The 16,189-nt window shown below is 72.2% G+C and carries 16 protein-coding genes; 10 read left to right on the top strand and 6 right to left on the bottom strand.

Annotated features, from left to right (window positions below; all coding sequences use genetic code 11):
• Window positions 1-3 precede the first annotated feature (3 nt).
• Window positions 4-858, bottom strand: coding sequence for a helix-turn-helix domain-containing protein (locus ACWY4P_RS12150; protein ID WP_456210546.1), 855 nt, complete (start codon window positions 856-858; stop codon window positions 4-6).
• Window positions 859-988: 130 nt separating this feature from the next.
• On the opposite strand from ACWY4P_RS12150, the gene ACWY4P_RS12145 reads away from it, so the two are divergent.
• Window positions 989-1,717: an alpha/beta hydrolase gene (locus ACWY4P_RS12145; RefSeq protein WP_456210545.1), complete on the top strand. Its 729-nt coding sequence runs from the start codon at window positions 989-991 to the stop codon at window positions 1,715-1,717.
• A 910-nt stretch (window positions 1,718-2,627) separates the two neighbouring features.
• On the opposite strand, the gene ACWY4P_RS12140 is transcribed toward ACWY4P_RS12145, so the two are convergent.
• Entirely contained in the window at window positions 2,628-2,870 is a 243-nt protein-coding gene (locus ACWY4P_RS12140) for a DUF397 domain-containing protein (RefSeq protein ID WP_456210544.1), read from the bottom strand.
• Complete coding sequence (locus ACWY4P_RS12135; protein ID WP_456210543.1) at window positions 2,867-3,688, bottom strand: helix-turn-helix domain-containing protein; 822 nt, start codon at window positions 3,686-3,688, stop codon at window positions 2,867-2,869. The genes ACWY4P_RS12140 and ACWY4P_RS12135 overlap by 4 nt, the downstream gene beginning before the upstream one ends.
• Window positions 3,689-3,808: 120 nt before the next feature.
• Here ACWY4P_RS12135 and ACWY4P_RS12130 point away from each other — a divergent pair, with 120 nt between their 5' ends.
• Window positions 3,809-4,222, top strand: a complete 414-nt coding sequence (locus ACWY4P_RS12130) for an ATP-binding protein (protein WP_456210542.1) — start codon at window positions 3,809-3,811, stop codon at window positions 4,220-4,222.
• 15 nt (window positions 4,223-4,237) lie between these two features.
• Here ACWY4P_RS12130 and ACWY4P_RS12125 read toward each other — a convergent pair whose 3' ends face one another.
• The gene (locus tag ACWY4P_RS12125) at window positions 4,238-5,143 is read right to left on the bottom strand and encodes a helix-turn-helix transcriptional regulator (protein WP_456210541.1); all 906 of its coding nucleotides are present in this window, start codon (window positions 5,141-5,143) and stop codon (window positions 4,238-4,240) included.
• A 78-nt stretch (window positions 5,144-5,221) separates the two neighbouring features.
• Between ACWY4P_RS12125 and ACWY4P_RS12120 the strand changes: the two genes are divergently transcribed.
• The gene (locus ACWY4P_RS12120) at window positions 5,222-5,989 is read left to right on the top strand and encodes an SDR family oxidoreductase (protein ID WP_456210540.1); all 768 of its coding nucleotides are present in this window, start codon (window positions 5,222-5,224) and stop codon (window positions 5,987-5,989) included.
• Window positions 5,990-6,109: 120 nt separating this feature from the next.
• On the top strand, window positions 6,110-6,319 hold the full coding sequence (locus ACWY4P_RS12115) for a 4-oxalocrotonate tautomerase family protein (protein ID WP_456210539.1): 210 nt from the start codon (window positions 6,110-6,112) through the stop codon (window positions 6,317-6,319).
• Between the two features lie 139 nt (window positions 6,320-6,458).
• On the opposite strand, the gene ACWY4P_RS12110 is transcribed toward ACWY4P_RS12115, so the two are convergent.
• Entirely contained in the window at window positions 6,459-7,337 is an 879-nt protein-coding gene (locus ACWY4P_RS12110; RefSeq protein WP_456210538.1) for a hypothetical protein, read from the bottom strand.
• A 114-nt stretch (window positions 7,338-7,451) separates the two neighbouring features.
• On the opposite strand from ACWY4P_RS12110, the gene ACWY4P_RS12105 reads away from it, so the two are divergent.
• The 6 genes from ACWY4P_RS12105 (at window position 7,452) to ACWY4P_RS12080 (ending at window position 15,816) form a co-directional block, all read left to right on the top strand.
• The gene (locus ACWY4P_RS12105; protein ID WP_456210537.1) at window positions 7,452-8,285 is read left to right on the top strand and encodes a M55 family metallopeptidase; all 834 of its coding nucleotides are present in this window, start codon (window positions 7,452-7,454) and stop codon (window positions 8,283-8,285) included.
• A complete protein-coding gene (locus ACWY4P_RS12100) occupies window positions 8,278-9,627 on the top strand; it encodes a M20/M25/M40 family metallo-hydrolase (RefSeq protein WP_456210536.1) in 1,350 nt (449 codons plus the stop codon). Before ACWY4P_RS12105 ends, ACWY4P_RS12100 begins: the two co-directional genes overlap by 8 nt.
• A 113-nt stretch (window positions 9,628-9,740) precedes the next feature.
• Window positions 9,741-11,903 carry a prolyl oligopeptidase family serine peptidase gene (locus ACWY4P_RS12095; protein WP_456210535.1) on the top strand — a complete coding sequence of 721 codons (2,163 nt, stop codon included), beginning with the start codon at window positions 9,741-9,743 and terminating at the stop codon, window positions 11,901-11,903.
• Window positions 11,904-11,945: 42 nt separating this feature from the next.
• Window positions 11,946-12,704 carry a 4'-phosphopantetheinyl transferase family protein gene (locus tag ACWY4P_RS12090; RefSeq protein ID WP_456210534.1) on the top strand — a complete coding sequence of 253 codons (759 nt, stop codon included), beginning with the start codon at window positions 11,946-11,948 and terminating at the stop codon, window positions 12,702-12,704.
• A gap of 44 nt (window positions 12,705-12,748) precedes the next feature.
• Entirely contained in the window at window positions 12,749-13,303 is a 555-nt protein-coding gene (locus tag ACWY4P_RS12085) for a GNAT family N-acetyltransferase (RefSeq protein WP_456210533.1), read from the top strand.
• Between the two features lie 110 nt (window positions 13,304-13,413).
• The gene (locus ACWY4P_RS12080) at window positions 13,414-15,816 is read left to right on the top strand and encodes a DUF5107 domain-containing protein (RefSeq protein ID WP_456210532.1); all 2,403 of its coding nucleotides are present in this window, start codon (window positions 13,414-13,416) and stop codon (window positions 15,814-15,816) included.
• A gap of 9 nt (window positions 15,817-15,825) precedes the next feature.
• Here ACWY4P_RS12080 and ACWY4P_RS12075 read toward each other — a convergent pair whose 3' ends face one another.
• On the bottom strand, window positions 15,826-16,185 hold the full coding sequence (locus tag ACWY4P_RS12075; RefSeq protein WP_456210531.1) for a VOC family protein: 360 nt from the start codon (window positions 16,183-16,185) through the stop codon (window positions 15,826-15,828).
• Between the last annotated feature and the right edge of the window lie 4 nt (window positions 16,186-16,189).

The following is a 16,189-nucleotide window of genomic DNA, read 5'->3' as shown; positions in this document are numbered from 1 at the left end:
CGGCTACCTCGGGTGGCCCGCTCCTCGAGGTGCGGCCGGTGTCTGGACGGCGGAGGCGAGGAGCGCCAGTTTGTCGGCGCTGTCGCTGCCGGGGTCCGGGTGGAAGACGATGAGCGTCTGGCCTGCCGCGCCGCCGATGCCCAGCCGCTCCTGGTTCAGCCGCAGGCGACCGACCTGGGGGTGGTCGATGCACTTGGTCGTGCCTTCGCACACCACTACGTCATGGCGAGCCCACAGCTTGCTGAAGCGGGGGCTGGCGAGGGAGAGCTCACCGACGAGCTCGATGAAGCGAGGGTCGTCCGTATCGGTCCCGACGGACTCGCGGAACCCGGCGACCATGCCCACGATGGCGTTCTCCCAGTCCGGGTAGAGGGCCTGCTCGGCCGGGTCGAGGAACGCGTCCAGCAGGCGGTTGCCTCCCACCGTGAGGCGCGGTGACACGGCAGTCGCCAGGCCGTTGGCGGCGAGCACATCGAAGTAGCGGCCCTCGACGAACGCGGGCAGCGGGAGCGTGGCCACGAACTTGACGATGCCCGGAGGGACGGTTTCCCTCCGGCGCGGGCGTCGGCGCCGTCGGGGTTTGTCGGCGCCGAGGCGCAGCAGGTACGCCGTCGCGTCCTCGTCGAGCCGCAGCACGCGCGCAAGAGACTCCAGGACCTGCACGGAGGGGTTGCGGTCGCGGCCCTGCTCCAGGCGCAGGTAGTAGTCGGCGCTGATGCCGGCGAGCATCGCGACCTCCTCCCGTCGTAGGCCCGGCACGCGCCGTACCCCCACAGCGGGGATACCGACCTGCTCAGGAGTGACGAGCTCACGGCGGGCGCGCACGTAATCGCCCAGCAGGTTCGGTTCGTCCGTCATCTCGCCACGGTAATGCGTGCCACTGCGTGTGTGCCTGGTCCTGTCACCCCCAGGATCGCGGGGGCTCTGGCTCGGCCGGGGCCCGGTCGGCAGCGTGGTCAGCCGACAAGCAACGGCAAGGAGCGAAACCATGTCTACGTATCTGCTGGTACACGGCGCCTGGCACAGCGGACAGTGCTGGGAGCGGGTGGTCCCGTTGCTGGCGTCGGCCGGACACCAGGTGTCCGCGCCGACGCTGACCGGCTACGGCGACAAAGCCCATCTGCTCAGCCCCGAGGTGGGGCTCGACACGCACGTCGACGACGTCGTCAGGCTGATCACCGAGGAGGACCTGAATGAGGTGATCCTCGTGGGACACAGCTACGCCGGGCTGGTCATCTCATCCGCGGCCAACCAGGTCCCGGACCGGATAGCGCATCTGGTCTACCTCGACGCGATGGTCCCGGAGGACGGCGAGACCGCGGCCGATGTCCTCCCCGTGACCCAGAACCTGATCGACCGTACCCTGGCGTCCGCCAGCGGCTGGCGCGTTCCGCCGCTCCCCGAAATGCCGCCACCCATGGGCCTGTTCGGAGTCACCGACCCGGCGGACGTCGCGTGGCTGCGCACGATGCTGTCGGATCAGCCCGTGCGCTGCCTCCAGCAACCGGTCCGGCTGGACAACCCGGCCGTGAACACGATCCCGCGGACGCATATCCACTGCGTTGTCGGCGAGCCCGAAGGCTTTACCCGGCGCCCCGTCCCCGCGATTCAGCCCAACGGCACCCCGGCGCAGGTGTGGGAACTGGCGACCGGCCACGACTGCATGATCACCACGCCGGTCGAGCTCGCCGACCTCTTGCTCAAGCTCGGCTACTGAGGTTTTCGGTTCGGGCTGACTGCTGTGTGCTGCCGGCTGCGCGGGTGGCTTCGCTTTGCTGCGCTGGTTGGCTTCGCTGCGCTACGCCTGTGCATGTGCGCCGTCTCGCGGCATTCGGTTCGGGCGGTGCGGGTTTCGTCTCGGACCCTCCGGGTCCAAAGCGCCGGCGAGAAGGGGGAAGGGGGGCGGCTGGCCCGTTGTCCCGGTTCCTTGGCCCGGTGGGCGGCTGGGCTCAAAGAGGCTCCGCTGCGCTCCGCCGCAGCTGCTGCCGCGCGGTGGCTGGGCAAGGGGACCAGCGATGCGCTGGACCGGGGCGCGGGAGCGCGACGTACGGGCCAGCGCCGTTGGACGGCATGGTCCGGTTGCCGCGGGCGGCATCGTCTCGCGCCTTCGGCGCACAGCGGCCAGCAGCGGGAAGGGGTGGGGGCGGCCGGAGGCTTCGTCGCCGTCCAGCCCAAGGGGGCGTCACCGGCTCGCGAGCGGGGGGACGGCGGTTGGGCGCCCGAAGCGGTGGAGGCCGGTCCGGTTGGGGCTCTCTCTCCACCTGCTCTCAAAAAAACACTTGATCTGCATCAAGTACTGCATCAAACGTATTTCCTAGAGCAGGTGGGGGGAGAACCGATCCCGTCCCCCGGTGCTCGCCCATCCGTCGCGCTCCCGGGCCTCGGTCCAGCGCACCGCTGGGCTGACCGGCCAGCCACCGCGCGGCAGCAGTCGCGGCGGAGCGCAGCGGAGCCTCTTTGAGCTCAGCCGCCTGCCGGGCCGAGGAATCGGGACGCCGGGCCAGCCGCCCCTTTCCCCCTTCTCGCTGGCGCTTTGGACCCGGAGGGTCCGAGACGAAAGCCGCACCCGCGTGAGCCGAATGCCGCGAGATGGCGCATAGGCGCGGGCGAAGCGCAGCCCGCCCCGCTTACCGGTAGCGGGTGGCGAAGGCGAGGAAGTCCGCCCAGGCGTCGGCGGGTATGTGGAGGTTCGGCCCGTCAGGGATCTTCGAGTCCCGGACCTGGACGGTGGCGGGAGTGGTGGCGATCTCAACGCATTCGCCGCCACTGGAGTCGCTGTAGCTGGACTTGTGCCAGTCGAGGGCGACCTCGACGCAGTCGCCGCCGCCGGAGTCGCTGTAGCTGCTCTTGAACCATACGAGTTCGTTCATAGCTCACCCATCAACTGCTCGACGAAGCTTACGGATTCCTCCGGCCTGAGGGCCTGCGCCCGGATCATCGCATAGCGCCGGACGAGTGTGCCCACCTTGTTGGGCTTGGAGACGAGCATGCTCTCTCCGTGGCTTTCCATGTAAGCCAGGGAAGTCTCGTCGGGCGTCACGATCAGCTTCATGGGCCCGCGTAGTCCCGCGTGTTCGGCGCAGTTCGCTGGCATGACTTGGAACGTTACGTTGGGGCGAGCCGCCCTGGTGAGGAGGTGTTCGTACTGGCGGCCCATGGACTCCAGGCCGCCGATCTGTCGCCGCAGTGTTGCTTCTTCGATCACGGTGTGAATCAGGGCCATAGGCTTGCGGTCGAACAGCGCCTTGCGATCCATTCGAGCCGTGACGAGCTGTTCCAGTTCGTCCTCTTCGAACGGCGGGTAGTTGCTGCGGAGCAGCGCGCGGGCGTACTCCTCGGTCTGCAGGAGCCCGTCGATCACTTGCGTGCAGTACGACGACACACTCAGTGCTTCCTGCTCCAGTTGCACGAAGCCCTGGAAGTACTCCGGATACCGCTCCAACCGCAGAAACCGGATTGCCGAGCGTAGCAACCCGCCCGCGTCCAGTGCCTTCTCGGCCGCTTCGACGAAGTCGTCCGTCGGCGGCTTCGCACACGTCTCCACCGCGCTCACCGCCGACCCCGTGTAGTGCATCCGCTCGCCCAACTCCTCCTGCGTCAGCCCCGCGTGCTCGCGCAGAATCCGCAGCACAGCGGCGAAGTACTGCATCGTCGGTGGCGCGGAGTCCTTCTTCTTGGGCTGCGACATCCCATCCACCCCCTCAACGCGGCTCAACGCCGATCAACGTCCGTTCGAGCGGAGTTGGCGGCAGCCGCGGTCGACGTTCCGTTACTGGTCACGCTAGTCACCTGCACGGACAGTGGGGGCATGAACACACAAAGTCATGATGTAAACCCCCGCCATGGCTGGAAGCAGAGGTTTACACCCGTCCCTCAGTCTGTTCACCGCGCCCGCCAGTCGGCCGGGGCCGCTCTGTGCAGGTGGGGGGTGGCCCCGGGCTCCGCGCAGGTCGCGTTGCTCGTGCTGTCGGAGTTGGCGGCCAACGCGGTGCGGCATGGCCGCGTACCGGGGAGGTACTACGAGGTACGTATCGCCTACGACGCCGAGAAGCTCATCGGCATCGAGGTGTCGGACCCCGGCGATGGGCTGCCGGTCGTCAATGATGCGACGCCGGACGCCGAGTCCGGGCGCGGGCTGGCGATCGTGGACGCGTTCGCCGAGGCGTGGGGCGTGCGGGAGCGTGTCGTCGGGAAGACCGTCTGGGCTCGGGTCCGGCTCTGAGCCCTGGCGTGGTGGTCAGCTCGGAGCCGGGGTGGGCGTGTTGTCAGTCTTGACGCGTGTCGGGCCGGTGACTTTTTGGGTGCCGAGGACGGCGAGCAGATCGAGGAGGTCGGCGCTGTCGGTGCCGACTGCGGGGGTGAACCAGAGCAGCCGCTGTCGGCCGTCCTCGCTGAACAGGTTGAGGCAGTTGACCTCGATCAGCCCGAGTGTGGGGTGGTTGAGGCGTTTGCGGTCGCCGCGCCGGAACGCCACGTCGTGGTCGGCCCACAGGGCGGCGAATTCGGGGGAGGTGTCGAGCAGCGAGCTGATCATTGAGCTGGCTTCGGTGTCTTTGGCATCTCGTCTGGCGGCGGCTGCCCGCAGGTCGGCGACGAAGGCTCTGGACTGGTCCTCATGGTCGGCTTCGGGATACAGCTGCCGGGCGTCGGGGGCGGTGAACCACCGGTGGACGAAGCTGGCCCGGGCGCCCCGGAGGCCGGAGTGGTCCCCGAGCAGTGCCACCGCCAGCGGGTTCTGTACCAGGGTTACGTGCAGGTCGGTGATGACCTGTGCGGGTGTCGATGTCAGACGGGTGAGCAGGTCGAGCATGCCGGGGTGAACGTGCGAGGCTGCTGAGCCGTGCACAGGCACCGGGCGGTCCGCCAGGTGGTAGAGGTAGTCGCGCTCGTCAGCGGTCAGACGCAGGGCCCTCGCCAGCGCGGCGATCATCTGCTCGGAGGGCTGGGAGCCGGCTCCCCGTTCGAGTTCGTTGTAGTAGTCCACCGATGCGCCGGCGAGCTGGGCGACCTCATCGCGGCGCAGCCCGGGCACCCGGCGCCGGGGCCCGGAAGGGAGCCCCACGTCGGCCGGGCGGATGCGCTCACGTCGCGACCGCAGGAAAGCCCCTAGCTCGGTGTATTTCACAGAACCCATGCCTGCCATTCTGCGTCCGGCCGGGCCACCGACACAGGGGATGACATCCCCTGGTTCAGCCGGCCGGTGCCGCGCATCGTGGAGGACATGACTACGAACCACCCCACTCCCACTCCCCCTCCGGCGGCCGGGCGGGTTGCCGTCGTCACCGGCGGATCACGCGGTATCGGCCGGGCGGTCTCCCTCAAGCTCGCCCAAGACGGCCTGGCTGTCGTGGTCAACTACGCCCGCGACGCGGCTGCCGCCGAGGAGACGGTGGCGGCGATCATCGCCGTCGGCGGGCGGGCGATCCGCGTGCAGGCGGATGTCGCGGACGAGCATGCGGTCGCCGCCTTGTTCGACCGTGCTGAGCTGGAGTTCGGCGGTGTGGACGCCGTGGTGAACTGCGCCGGCCGACTCGCTCTGTCGCCCATCGCCGACCTCGACCTGGCGGTGCTCGACGCCGTGCACCGCACCAACATCCGCGGCACCTTCGTCGTCGCCCAGCAGGCCGCCCGGCGACTGCGCGCAGGCGGCTCGTTCGTGGGGTTCTCGACCTCCGTGGTCGGTACCCGGTTCCCCGCTTACGGTGCGTACGCGGCGAGCAAGGCGGCCGTCGAGTCGCTCACGCTGATCCTCGCCCGCGAGCTGCGCGGGCGGGACGTCACCGTCAACACCGTCGCCCCCGGCCCCACAGCCACGGACCTGTTCCTCGAAGGCAAGACGCCCGAGCAGATCGACCAGCTCGCCAAGGCCCCGCCCCTGGAGCGGCTGGGCACCCCGGAAGACATCGCCCGGGTGGTCGCCTTCCTCACCAGCCCGGCAGGGCACTGGGTGAACGGCCAGGTCCTGCGGGCCAACGGGGGCATGGTGTGAGGACGCACCCACGCCAGCCCCTGACCACGTAGGCACCAGCCGAGAACCGGCCCCCATGGCCGCAAGTTCTCCGACACGTATTTCCGCATCACGGAAGAACCCACTCAAGGAGAAACACCCATGCCTTTCGCCCACTTCAAGGTCCCCGCGGGCACCATCACCGCCGAGGACAAGAAGAAGATCGTCGAGCGCACCACCGACCTGTACGCGGAGATCTACGGTGAGCGGGCCCGCCCCAACACCGTCGTGCTGGTCGACGAGGTCGCCGACGGCGGCTGGGGCTTCGGCGGCAACGTCCTGACCGCCGCCATGCTCAACGGCGACGACTGACCTCCACCTTCTGTGTGGGGTCCGGCACTGTGGCGCCGAGCCCCACACAGCTAGCCCCTCCGGGTCTTGCATCCCACGCAATATCGCGCGCTTCGGTGATCACCTGTTCCTCGCCGTCCTCGTCGGCGTTCCGCCGCCCTCAAAGACAGAAGAGCAGGGACGGCAGCGCCTCGTCGCCCCAGTCCCAGAAGGGGGCGCCGGGCCGCTCGGAGGTGCCGTTGATGCCCGACAGCGCGACCCGGGGGGTGCCGTCGGCGTCGCGGTCGGCCATGTCGAGGAAGTAGGCCTCAGCAGCGGAGTCGCATGTGCAAAACCGTATCCAGCGGTCGAACTCGCCGTTCACCGCACGGACGAAGTCGTCAGTCTCGTCGTAGTCGTCGGGGTCCTCGCCCGCGTAGTTCGCGAGGGTCGAGGCGCCGAGCGTCGTGGTGAAGCGGTCGAGGCGCAGATCGAAGTCGAAGGACCTGAGGGAGGCGTGGACCGCGGCGAGGTCCCGGACGGCCGCGGGGAGCGGTTCGTCCAGTATGGGGACGGCGTCCGTCGGACCGAGGTGGGTCGAGGCTGTGCCCCACAGCACCTCCAGGGACTCGTACCGCGACCTCGAGGGCAGGTCCGCCAGGTCGCGCGGCGGATCCCCCGAGCGGTCGGCGAGATACAGGTACGCGAGCAGGTACTCGCCCTTCACGGCGACCAGCGCCAGCCCGAGCACTTCCGCGTGCAGCGCCGCGAGGAAGCGAGGGCAGGATCCTGTGACGGGTGTCCAGAGGCGCGCCATGGCCTCGGCGAAGTCGGCGCCGGCCGGTGTACCCCACGGGGAGTCCGCGGCGAACGGGACTTCGCCGTCGCCGCCCAGCAACAGGAGCCCGCGCAACTCGGCCGCCTCGATCGACCCCGGCTGTTCACCGTGCCGTAGCAGCTTCGGCAGTGCCGCACTGCACCGCAGTAACCGTTCGACGGCGCGCGGGTCGCGGTCGGCGAGAGCGGTCCGCCACAAGTCCTCGGTCTCCTCCATGTGCATGATCGCGACACTGGTCCCACCGGCGGGCCGACACCGCAGCCAAGCCGTGCCGTACCGGGGCCGTCTTGGGGCATAGTCAGGTGGACACGTGACCTGGGAGGAGCGGGGACAGTCTTGAAGATCCTCATCAGTGCCGACATGGAGGGCGCCACGGGTGTGACCTGGCCCGCGGACGTGCTGCCCGGCACACCACAGTGGGAGCGCTGCCGCCGTCTGTTCACCTCGGATGTGAGCGCGGCGGTCACCGGGTTCTTCGACGGGGGCGCGGACGAGGTGCTGATCAACGAGGCGCACTGGTCCATGCGCAATCTGCTGCTGGAGGAGCTGGACGAGCGGGCCGTCATGCTCACGGGCAAGCACAAGAGCCTGAGCATGGTCGAGGGTGTGCAGCACGGCGATGTCGACGGCATCGCGTTCGTCGGCTATCACACCGGCGCCGGGACCGAGGGCGTCCTCGCGCACACTTACCTCGCCAACTCCATCACCGGTGTGTGGGTGGACGGTGTGCCCGCGAGCGAGGGCCGGCTCAACTCGCTGGTCGTCGCCGAGTACGGGGTGCCCGTGGTGCTGGTCACCGGGGACGACCGGACCTGCGAGGACGCCAAGGGGTACGCGCCCGGGGCGCGGTCGGTCGCGGTGAAGGACTACGTCTCGCGGTACGCGGCGGTGTGCCGCACCCCGGCCCGCACGGCGGCGGACATCCGGGCGGCCGCGCGGCAGGCGGCGGCGCTGGCGGTGCGTCATGAGCCCGAGCAGGCCGGGCCGTTCACCGTGGAGCTGGAGTTCGACGCGGAGCACCTGGTGGGGGCGGCGAGCGTCGTGCCGGGGGTGGAGCCCAGCGGGGTGCGGCGCGTGGCGTACACCTCGCCGAGCATGTATGAGGGCATCCGCTGCTTCAAGGCGGTCACCACGCTCGTGTCGGCCGCGGTGGAGGAGCAGTATGGCTGAGTCGCAGCTGACAGAGGTGCCCGAGGCGATCGACGGGCTCGCGCTGGAGGAGGTGGTGCGGTTCACCTCCGAGCTGATCCGCATCGACACCACCAACCGCGGTGGCGGCGACTGCGCGGAGCGCCCCGCCGCCGAATACGTCGCGGAGCGGCTGGGCGAGGCGGACATCGACGCGACCTTGCTGGAGCGGGACCCGGGGCGGACGAACGTCGTCGCCCGCATCGAGGGCACCGACCCGTCCGCTGCCGCGCTGCTGGTCCACGGCCATCTGGACGTGGTGCCCGCCGAGCCCGCCGACTGGAGCGTGCACCCGTTCTCGGGGGACGTGCGCGACGGCGTGGTGTGGGGCCGGGGCGCCATCGACATGAAGAACATGGACGCGATGGTGCTCGCGGTCGTCCGCGCCTGGGCCCGCGCGGGCGTGCGGCCGCGCCGCGACATCGTGCTGGCCTTCACCGCGGACGAGGAGGACAGCGCGGAGGCCGGTTCCGGCTTTCTCGCCGACGAGCACGCCGGGCTCTTCGAGGGCTGTACGGAGGGCATCGGCGAGTCGGGCGCCTTCACCTTCCACGCCGGGTCCGGGATACGGCTGTACCCCATCGCGGCGGGGGAGCGCGGCACGGCCTGGCTGAGGCTCACCGCCCGGGGCACGGCCGGACACGGTTCGAAGGTCAACCGCGACAACGCGGTCAGCCGGCTGGCCGCGGCCGTGGCGCGGATCGGCGAACACCGCTGGCCGGTGCGGCTGACGCCGACCGTGAAGGCCGCGCTGACCGAACTCGCGGCGCTGCGCGGCGTCAAGGCCGACGTGGGCGCGGCCGACTTCGACGTCGACGCGCTGCTCGCCGAGCTGGGGCCGGCCGCGGCCCTCATCGAGCCGACGGTCCGCAACAGCGCCAACCCGACGGTCCTGGAGGCCGGTTACAAGGTCAACGTCATCCCCGGGAGCGCCACGGCGTATGTGGACGGCCGGATCGTGCCGGGCGGTGAGGAGGAGTTCCACGCCACCCTGGACCGGCTCACCGGGCCGGACGTCGACTGGGAGTTCCACCACCGGTCGCCGGCCCTTCAGGCCCCGCCCGACAGCCCGGTCTTCGCGGCCATGCGGGCCGCGGTCGAACACTTCGATCCGGGCGCACACGCGGTGCCGTACTGCATGTCCGGCGGCACGGACGCCAAGCAGTTCTCCCGGCTCGGCATCGTCGGATACGGCTTCTCGCCGCTGCGGCTGCCCGAGGGCTTCGACTACCAGGCGCTGTACCACGGCGTGGACGAGCGGGTGCCGGTGGACGCGCTGCACTTCGGCGTCCGGGTGCTCGACCACTTCCTGCGGAGAGCGTGAGCGGGGCCGAGGCTGGACTTGCGGTGAGTTTGAGACGGCGACACGCCGAAGCGACGGCGTGTCACCGTCTCAAACTCACCGCAAAATCAATGGCATTGGGGTTAGGTGACGGAATGGGTGACAGCACGGTGGCCACGACCCCCTACGGCGCTTGGCGGTCCCCGATCGACGCCGCGCTCGCCGCGTCGCACGGCGGCCGCCCGGAGTACGTGGGCACGGTCGGCGACGAGGTGTGGTGGACCGCGCCGCGCCCCGACGAGGGCGGCCGCCGCACGCTGATGCGGCGCCGGCCCGGCGGCGCCGAGGTCAGCGTGCTGCCCGCGCCGTGGAACGTATGCAGCAGGGTCATGGAGTACGGCGGTCTGCCGTGGGCGGCCGTGCCCCGCCCGGCGGGCGGCCCGCTCGTTGTCTTCGTCCACTTCGCCGACCAGCAGCTGTACGCGTACGAGCCGGACGACCCGACCGGCGCCCCGCCGCGCCCGCTGACCCCGGTGTCGGACGTCGGCGGCGGGCTGCGCTGGGCGGATCTGCGGCTGCACGCCGACCGTGGCGAAGTGTGGGGCGTGCTGGAGGAGTTCACCGGCGAGGGGCCGACCGACGTACGCCGCGCGATCGCCGCGGTGCCGCTGGACGGCTCGGCCGCCGACGACCGTACGGCGGTGCGCGAGCTCACCGACGACCGGCACCGCTTCGTCACCGGGCCCCAGCTCTCCCCGGACGGGCGGCGGGTGGCCTGGATCGCCTGGGACCATCCGCAGATGCCGTGGGACGGCACGGCGTTGATGGTGGCCCGGGTGGCGAAGGATGGCACGTTCGCGGGAGCCCGCCCGGTGCTGGGCGGGCCGGGCGAGTCGGTCGCCCAGGCCGAATGGGCCGCCGACGGCACGCTGCTCGCGGCCGCCGATCGCACGGGCTGGTGGAATCTGCACCGGCTCGACCTGGGTGAGGTATGCGCCGACACGGCCTCGGGGGCCGGAGGCGGCGTGCCCCTCGCCGGAGGCGAAGGCGCGAGCCCGGCGGGCGACACGGGCGGACGCCGCGAGGCCGGCGCGGCCCTCGACGCCGACGCCGCTCCGGGCACCGACGGGGGAGCGGGGGAGGCACGGCCGGTCGTACTCTGCCCACGCGAGGAGGAGTTCGGCGGGCCGCTGTGGAGGCTCGGCAGGCGCTGGTTCGCGCTGCTGCCCGGCGGGCTGATCGCCGTCGTGCACGGGCGGGGCGCCGCCCGGCTCGGCATCCTCGATCCGCGCAGCGGCGAGCTGGTCGACGCGCCGGGCCGCTGGACCGAGTGGGAGGCGACGCTTGCGGTGGCCGACAGCCGGGTGGTCGGCGTCGCGGCGAGCCCGCACAGCTCGTACGAGGTGGTGGAGCTGGACACCCGTACCGGCCACGCCCGGGTCATCGGCGCCGCGCACACCGACCCCGTCGACCCGGCCTACTACCCGCGGCCGGTGGAGCGCACCTTCACCGGGCCGGGCGGCCGGGACGTCCACGCGCACATCTATCCCCCGCACAACCCCGACCACACCGCGCCCGACGGCGAGGCGCCGCCGTACGTGGTGTGGGCGCACGGCGGCCCGACCGACCGCGCCCCGCTCGTACTCGATCTGGAGATCGCGTACTTCACCTCGCGCGGCATCGGCGTCGCCGAGGTCAACTACGGCGGCTCGACGGGCTACGGCCGCGCCTACCGGGACCGGCTGTGCGAGCAGTGGGGCGTGGTGGACGTCGAGGACTGCGCGGCCGTCGCCGAGGCGCTGGCCGAGGAGGGCAGCGCGGACCGGGCCCGGCTCGCCATCCGGGGCGGCAGCGCGGGCGGCTGGACCGCGGCCGCCTCGCTCGCCACCACCAAGCTGTACGCGTGCGCCACGGTCAAATACCCGGTCCTCGACCTCACGGAGTGGACCGACGACGGGACGCATGACTTCGAGTCGTGCTATATGGAGTCCCTGATCGGGCCGCTCGCCGAGGTCCCCGACCGCTACCGCGACCGCTCCCCGGCGTACCGCGCCGACCGGGTCACCTCGCCCTTCCTGCTGCTGCAGGGCCTGGACGACCGGGTCTGCCCGCCCGTGCAGTGCGAGCGCTTCCTGGCGGCGGTCGCCGGGCGCGGTGTCCCGCACGCGTATCTCACCTTCGAGGGCGAGGGGCACGGCTTCCGCCGGGCGGACACCATGATCCGCGCCGTTGAGGCCGAACTCGGCCTGTACGCAAGGGCGTTCGGCCTGGCTCCGCCCGGCATTCCGGCCCTGGAGCTGGCCGACTCAACCTCGTAGTGTGATCCGAGCCCGCCTCACCGACCCACCTGGAGGAGCGAGTTGATATCCCCAACGGCCCCGCGCGTTGTCGGCCGCGATCCGCTGCCCGCCGCCGTGGCCGGCGCGTGGCCGCCCGGCGCGCCCGAGACCTGGCTGCTCAGCGTCTCCCGGTACATCTCCGCGATGGACCAGGGCGCGCCCGGCAAGATCCTCGACGCCGAGGAGCGGGAGCGCGCCGGGAAGTTCGTGCGGACGGAGGACCAGCACCGGTACACCGCCGCGCACCTGGGCCTGCGGGAGCTGCTCGGCGCCTATCTGGACATCGAGCCCGCGGCCGTGCCGTTCACCCGGGAGGACTGCCCCGGCTGCGGCGGACCCCACGGCCGCCCCGCCGTCGTCGGCATGCCGCTGCACTTCAACATGTCGCACGCCGGCGACCTGGTGCTGTTCGCCTTCGCGGGCTCGCCGATCGGCGCCGACGTGGAGAAGACGCAGCCCGTGTCCGTCGTGGACCAGGTGGCCCAGAGCCTGCATCCCACCGAGCGCGCCGAGCTGGCCGCGCTCCCCGCTGCCGACCGACCCGCCGCCTTCGCGCGCTGCTGGACGCGTAAGGAGGCGTATCTCAAGGGCATCGGCACGGGCCTGTCCCAGGACCCGGCGATCAGTTACGTCGGCACGGGCGAGGAGTCGGTGCCGGTCGGCCCCTGGACACTGACCGACCTTCCCACCGGCCACCTCGCCTCGGCCGCCACCGACTCCGACTCTGCCGATGGACCTGGGTACGCCGCGGCGTACGCGCTGCTGGAGAAGGCTCCCTAGAATCCGCCGGACGGGCAGCGGCACGACCGGCTTAGGATGTGCGGATGCCCGACACGCCGTACGTTGCCATGGGACCCCGCGTGGCGATCCGCCACATCGAGCGGACCGACCGCGCGGAGTTCACCCGGCTCGCCCGCACCAGCGCCGCCCTCCACCACCCGTGGCTGACCGCGCCCGCCTCCGACGAGGCCTTCGACACCTTCATGACGAAGCTGGAGCGGGACGACCACGAGGGGTTCCTGGTCTGCCTGCCCGAGACCGGCGCGATCGCCGGCTTCATCAACGTCAACAGCATCATCCGCGGCGCCTTCCAGGGCGCCTCCATCGGCTACGGGGCCTTCGCGCCCCACGCCGGGCACGGCTATGTCTCCGAAGGGCTCGGGCTCGTGCTGGGCCACGCCTTCGGGCCGCTCGCCCTGCACCGCATCGAGGTCAACATCCAGCCCGGCAACGAGGCGTCGCTGGCGCTGGTGAAGCGGTACGGCTTCCGGCACGAGGGCTACTCGCCCGAATACCTCTACATCGAGGGCGCGTGGCGCGACCACGAGCGCTACGCCATCACCAGCGACATATTCGAGGCGCAGGGCGCACAGGGCTGACGCCTCTGTTCAGCTGACGCTCTGTTCAGCTCGGCCGCGCCGTTGTTCCATGGTCATCGGACGGTCGCCGCAGCCGGGGGCGACCCAAGGCAGTCGGAGTGAGGCAGCCCGTGGCCACGAGCCTGCGACGTACCACCCTGACCCTTCCCACCGCCCCGCTCGGGCCCGAGAACCCCCTGCCCGCGCTGCGGCTCCCGCGCGAGGTGCACCGTATCGACGAGGACACGCGCGCCACGCTGCCCGCCGACATGGCCCGCCAGGCCGCGTACGAGCCGCTGCGCTCGGTGCTGCCGGTGCGGCTGCGCGACGGCTACGGGCGCGGGCGGGCCCCCGCCGGGCTCGACGCCCTCGTCCTCGAGAACGACCGGCTGCGGGTCACCGTGCTGCCCGGCCTCGGCGGCCGGGTGCACTCCCTCCACCACAAGCCGACCGGCCGTGAACTCCTCTACCGCAACCCCGTGCTCCAGCCCGCCGACTTCGGCCTGAGCGGCGCCTGGTTCTCCGGCGGCATCGAGTGGAACATCGGCGCCACCGGCCACACCACCCTGGCCTGCGCCCCGCTGCACGCCGCCCGCGTCCCCGCGCCCGACGGCGGCGACATGGTGCGGCTGTGGGAGTGGGAGCGGCTGCGCGACCTGCCCTTCCAGGTCGACCTGTGGCTGCCGCGGGACTCCGACTTCCTGTATGTGGGGGTACGGATCCGCAACCCGCACCACCAGCCCGCGCCCGTCTACTGGTGGTCCAACATCGCCGTCCCCGAGGACGAGGGCACCCGCGTCCTCGCCCCCGCCGACGCCGCCTGGCACTTCGGCTACAGCCGCACCCTGCGCCACGTCCCCGTCCCGGAGTGGGACGGCGCCGACCGTACGTACCCGCTGCGCGCCACCTACCCCGCCGACTACTTCTACGACCTGCCCGAGGACGCGCGCCCCTGGATCGCCTCGCTCGACCAGGAGGGCCATGGCCTCGTCCAGACCTCCACTGACCTGCTGCGCGGCCGCAAGCTCTTCCTGTGGGGCGCGGGGCCGGGCGGCCGGCGCTGGCAGCGGTGGCTGACCGAGCCCGGCACCGCGGGCTACGCCGAGATCCAGGCCGGGCTCGCCCGCACCCAGCTGGAGCATGTCCGGCTGGAGGCGGGGGAGGAGTTCGCCTGGCTGGAGGCGTACGGACCGCTGTCCGCCGACCCGGCGGCGGTCCACGGCGCGGACTGGGCGGCGGCCCGGCGGGAGGTCGAGGCCCGGCTGGAGTCGGCCGCGCCGCGCGCCGCCGTGGCGGCGGCCTACGCCGCCTGGCGCCCGTACGCCGACGCCGAGCCCGGCGAGCGGCTGGCCACCGGCTCCGGCTGGGGCGCGCTGGAGGTGGAGCGCGGCGGCTACCGGCTGCCGGGCACCCCCTTCGACCCGGACACGCTCGGCGAGCCCCAGGAGCCGTGGCGCCGCCTGCTGCGCACCGGCGCGTTTCCGGCTTGGGAGGCGGGCCGGCCCCTGACCGACCCCGGCTGCTCCCTGGCCGCACCGGCCTGGCGCGACCTCCTGGAGTCGGCGCCCTCCACGGCCGCCGCCGAGTACCACCTGGGCGTGGCCCAGTGGCACGCGGGCGACCGCGCCCAGGCCACCCGCAGCTGGGAGCGGTCGCTGCGGTGCACGGAGACGCCATGGGCGCTGCGCTGTCTGGCCGTCGCCGACACCGCCGCCGGCCACCCGGCCCGCGCCGCCGACCGCCTGCTGCGCGCGATGGACCTGATCCTCGCGGGGGCCCCGCTGCCCGCCCGGACGAACGGCGGCCGGTCGGCCCGGGTCCCGGCCGCGGTGGCCGGGTCGTCCGAGCGTGCGCCGGCTCCGGGGCTCGCGGAGGCGCTGGACGTGCCGGGCGCGGGGATGTCGGCGCACCTCCCCGCGCGGGCGGGCGCCGGCCGCGCGCCCGGCATGGCGGCGGAGGAGAGCGTCGGCGGGGGCGTCGGCCGCGCCGCGTCGGCTCCGGGGCTCGCGGAGGCGCTGGACGTGCCGGGCGCGGGGATGTCGGCGCACCTCCCCGCGCGGGCGGGCGCCGGCCACGTGCCCGGTACGGCGGCGGAGGAGAGCGTCGGCGGGGGCGTCGGCCGCGCCGCGTCGGCGGCGCTCGCGGATCCGGCCGCGACGGAGGCGGCCGAGGCCGCGCTCGGGCGCGAGGCGGTCGTCGCGCTGCTCGCGGTGGGGCGCGCCGAGGAGGCGCGTACGGTGCTCGGGGCGCTGCGCCCCGCCGTCCGCGAGCGCGGGCGCTTCCGGCTGCTCACGGCCCAGGTGTTGCTGGCCCAGGGCGACGCGGTGGCCGCCCGGGCGGTCTTCGACGAGGGCTTCGAGGTGGCGGATCTGCGCGAGAGCGACGAGACGCTCAGCGACACCTGGTACGCGATCGCGGAACGGATCGTCGCGGGCGACGGGGACCCGGTGACCGAGTCCGACGACGTCCGGGAGCGGGCGCGCGCCGAGCACCCGCTCCCGGAGCGGTACGAGTTCCGGATGCGGCCCGCGTAACGGCGCCCGTCAGGGCGCCTGTCCCGGATTGCGGTCGACGTACTCGAAGACCGAGCCGTCGGGGTGACGGGCCACCAGGTTGCGGCCGATCGGGGTGGGCAGCGGACCGGCGATGATCTCCGCGCCCACCGCCTTCAGATCGGCCACCGCCTCGTCCACGTCCTTCACCGCGAGCGTCGCCGTGACCTTGCGGAGGATGGACAGCTCCGCCTCGGGACCGCTCATCAGGAAGAAGCAGCCGACGGCCGCCACCGAGACACCCCCGCGCTGGAAGCGCAGCGCCTCGGCGCCGGTCAGCCGTTCGTACACGGCGATCGCCGCGTCCAGATCCTTGACGCACACCCGTAGCGAGGTCCCGAGAATGTCCATGCGG

It is taken from the genome of Streptomyces sp. LZ34 (genome assembly GCF_053890475.1).
This window is presented reverse-complemented; position numbering and strand designations above follow the sequence as displayed.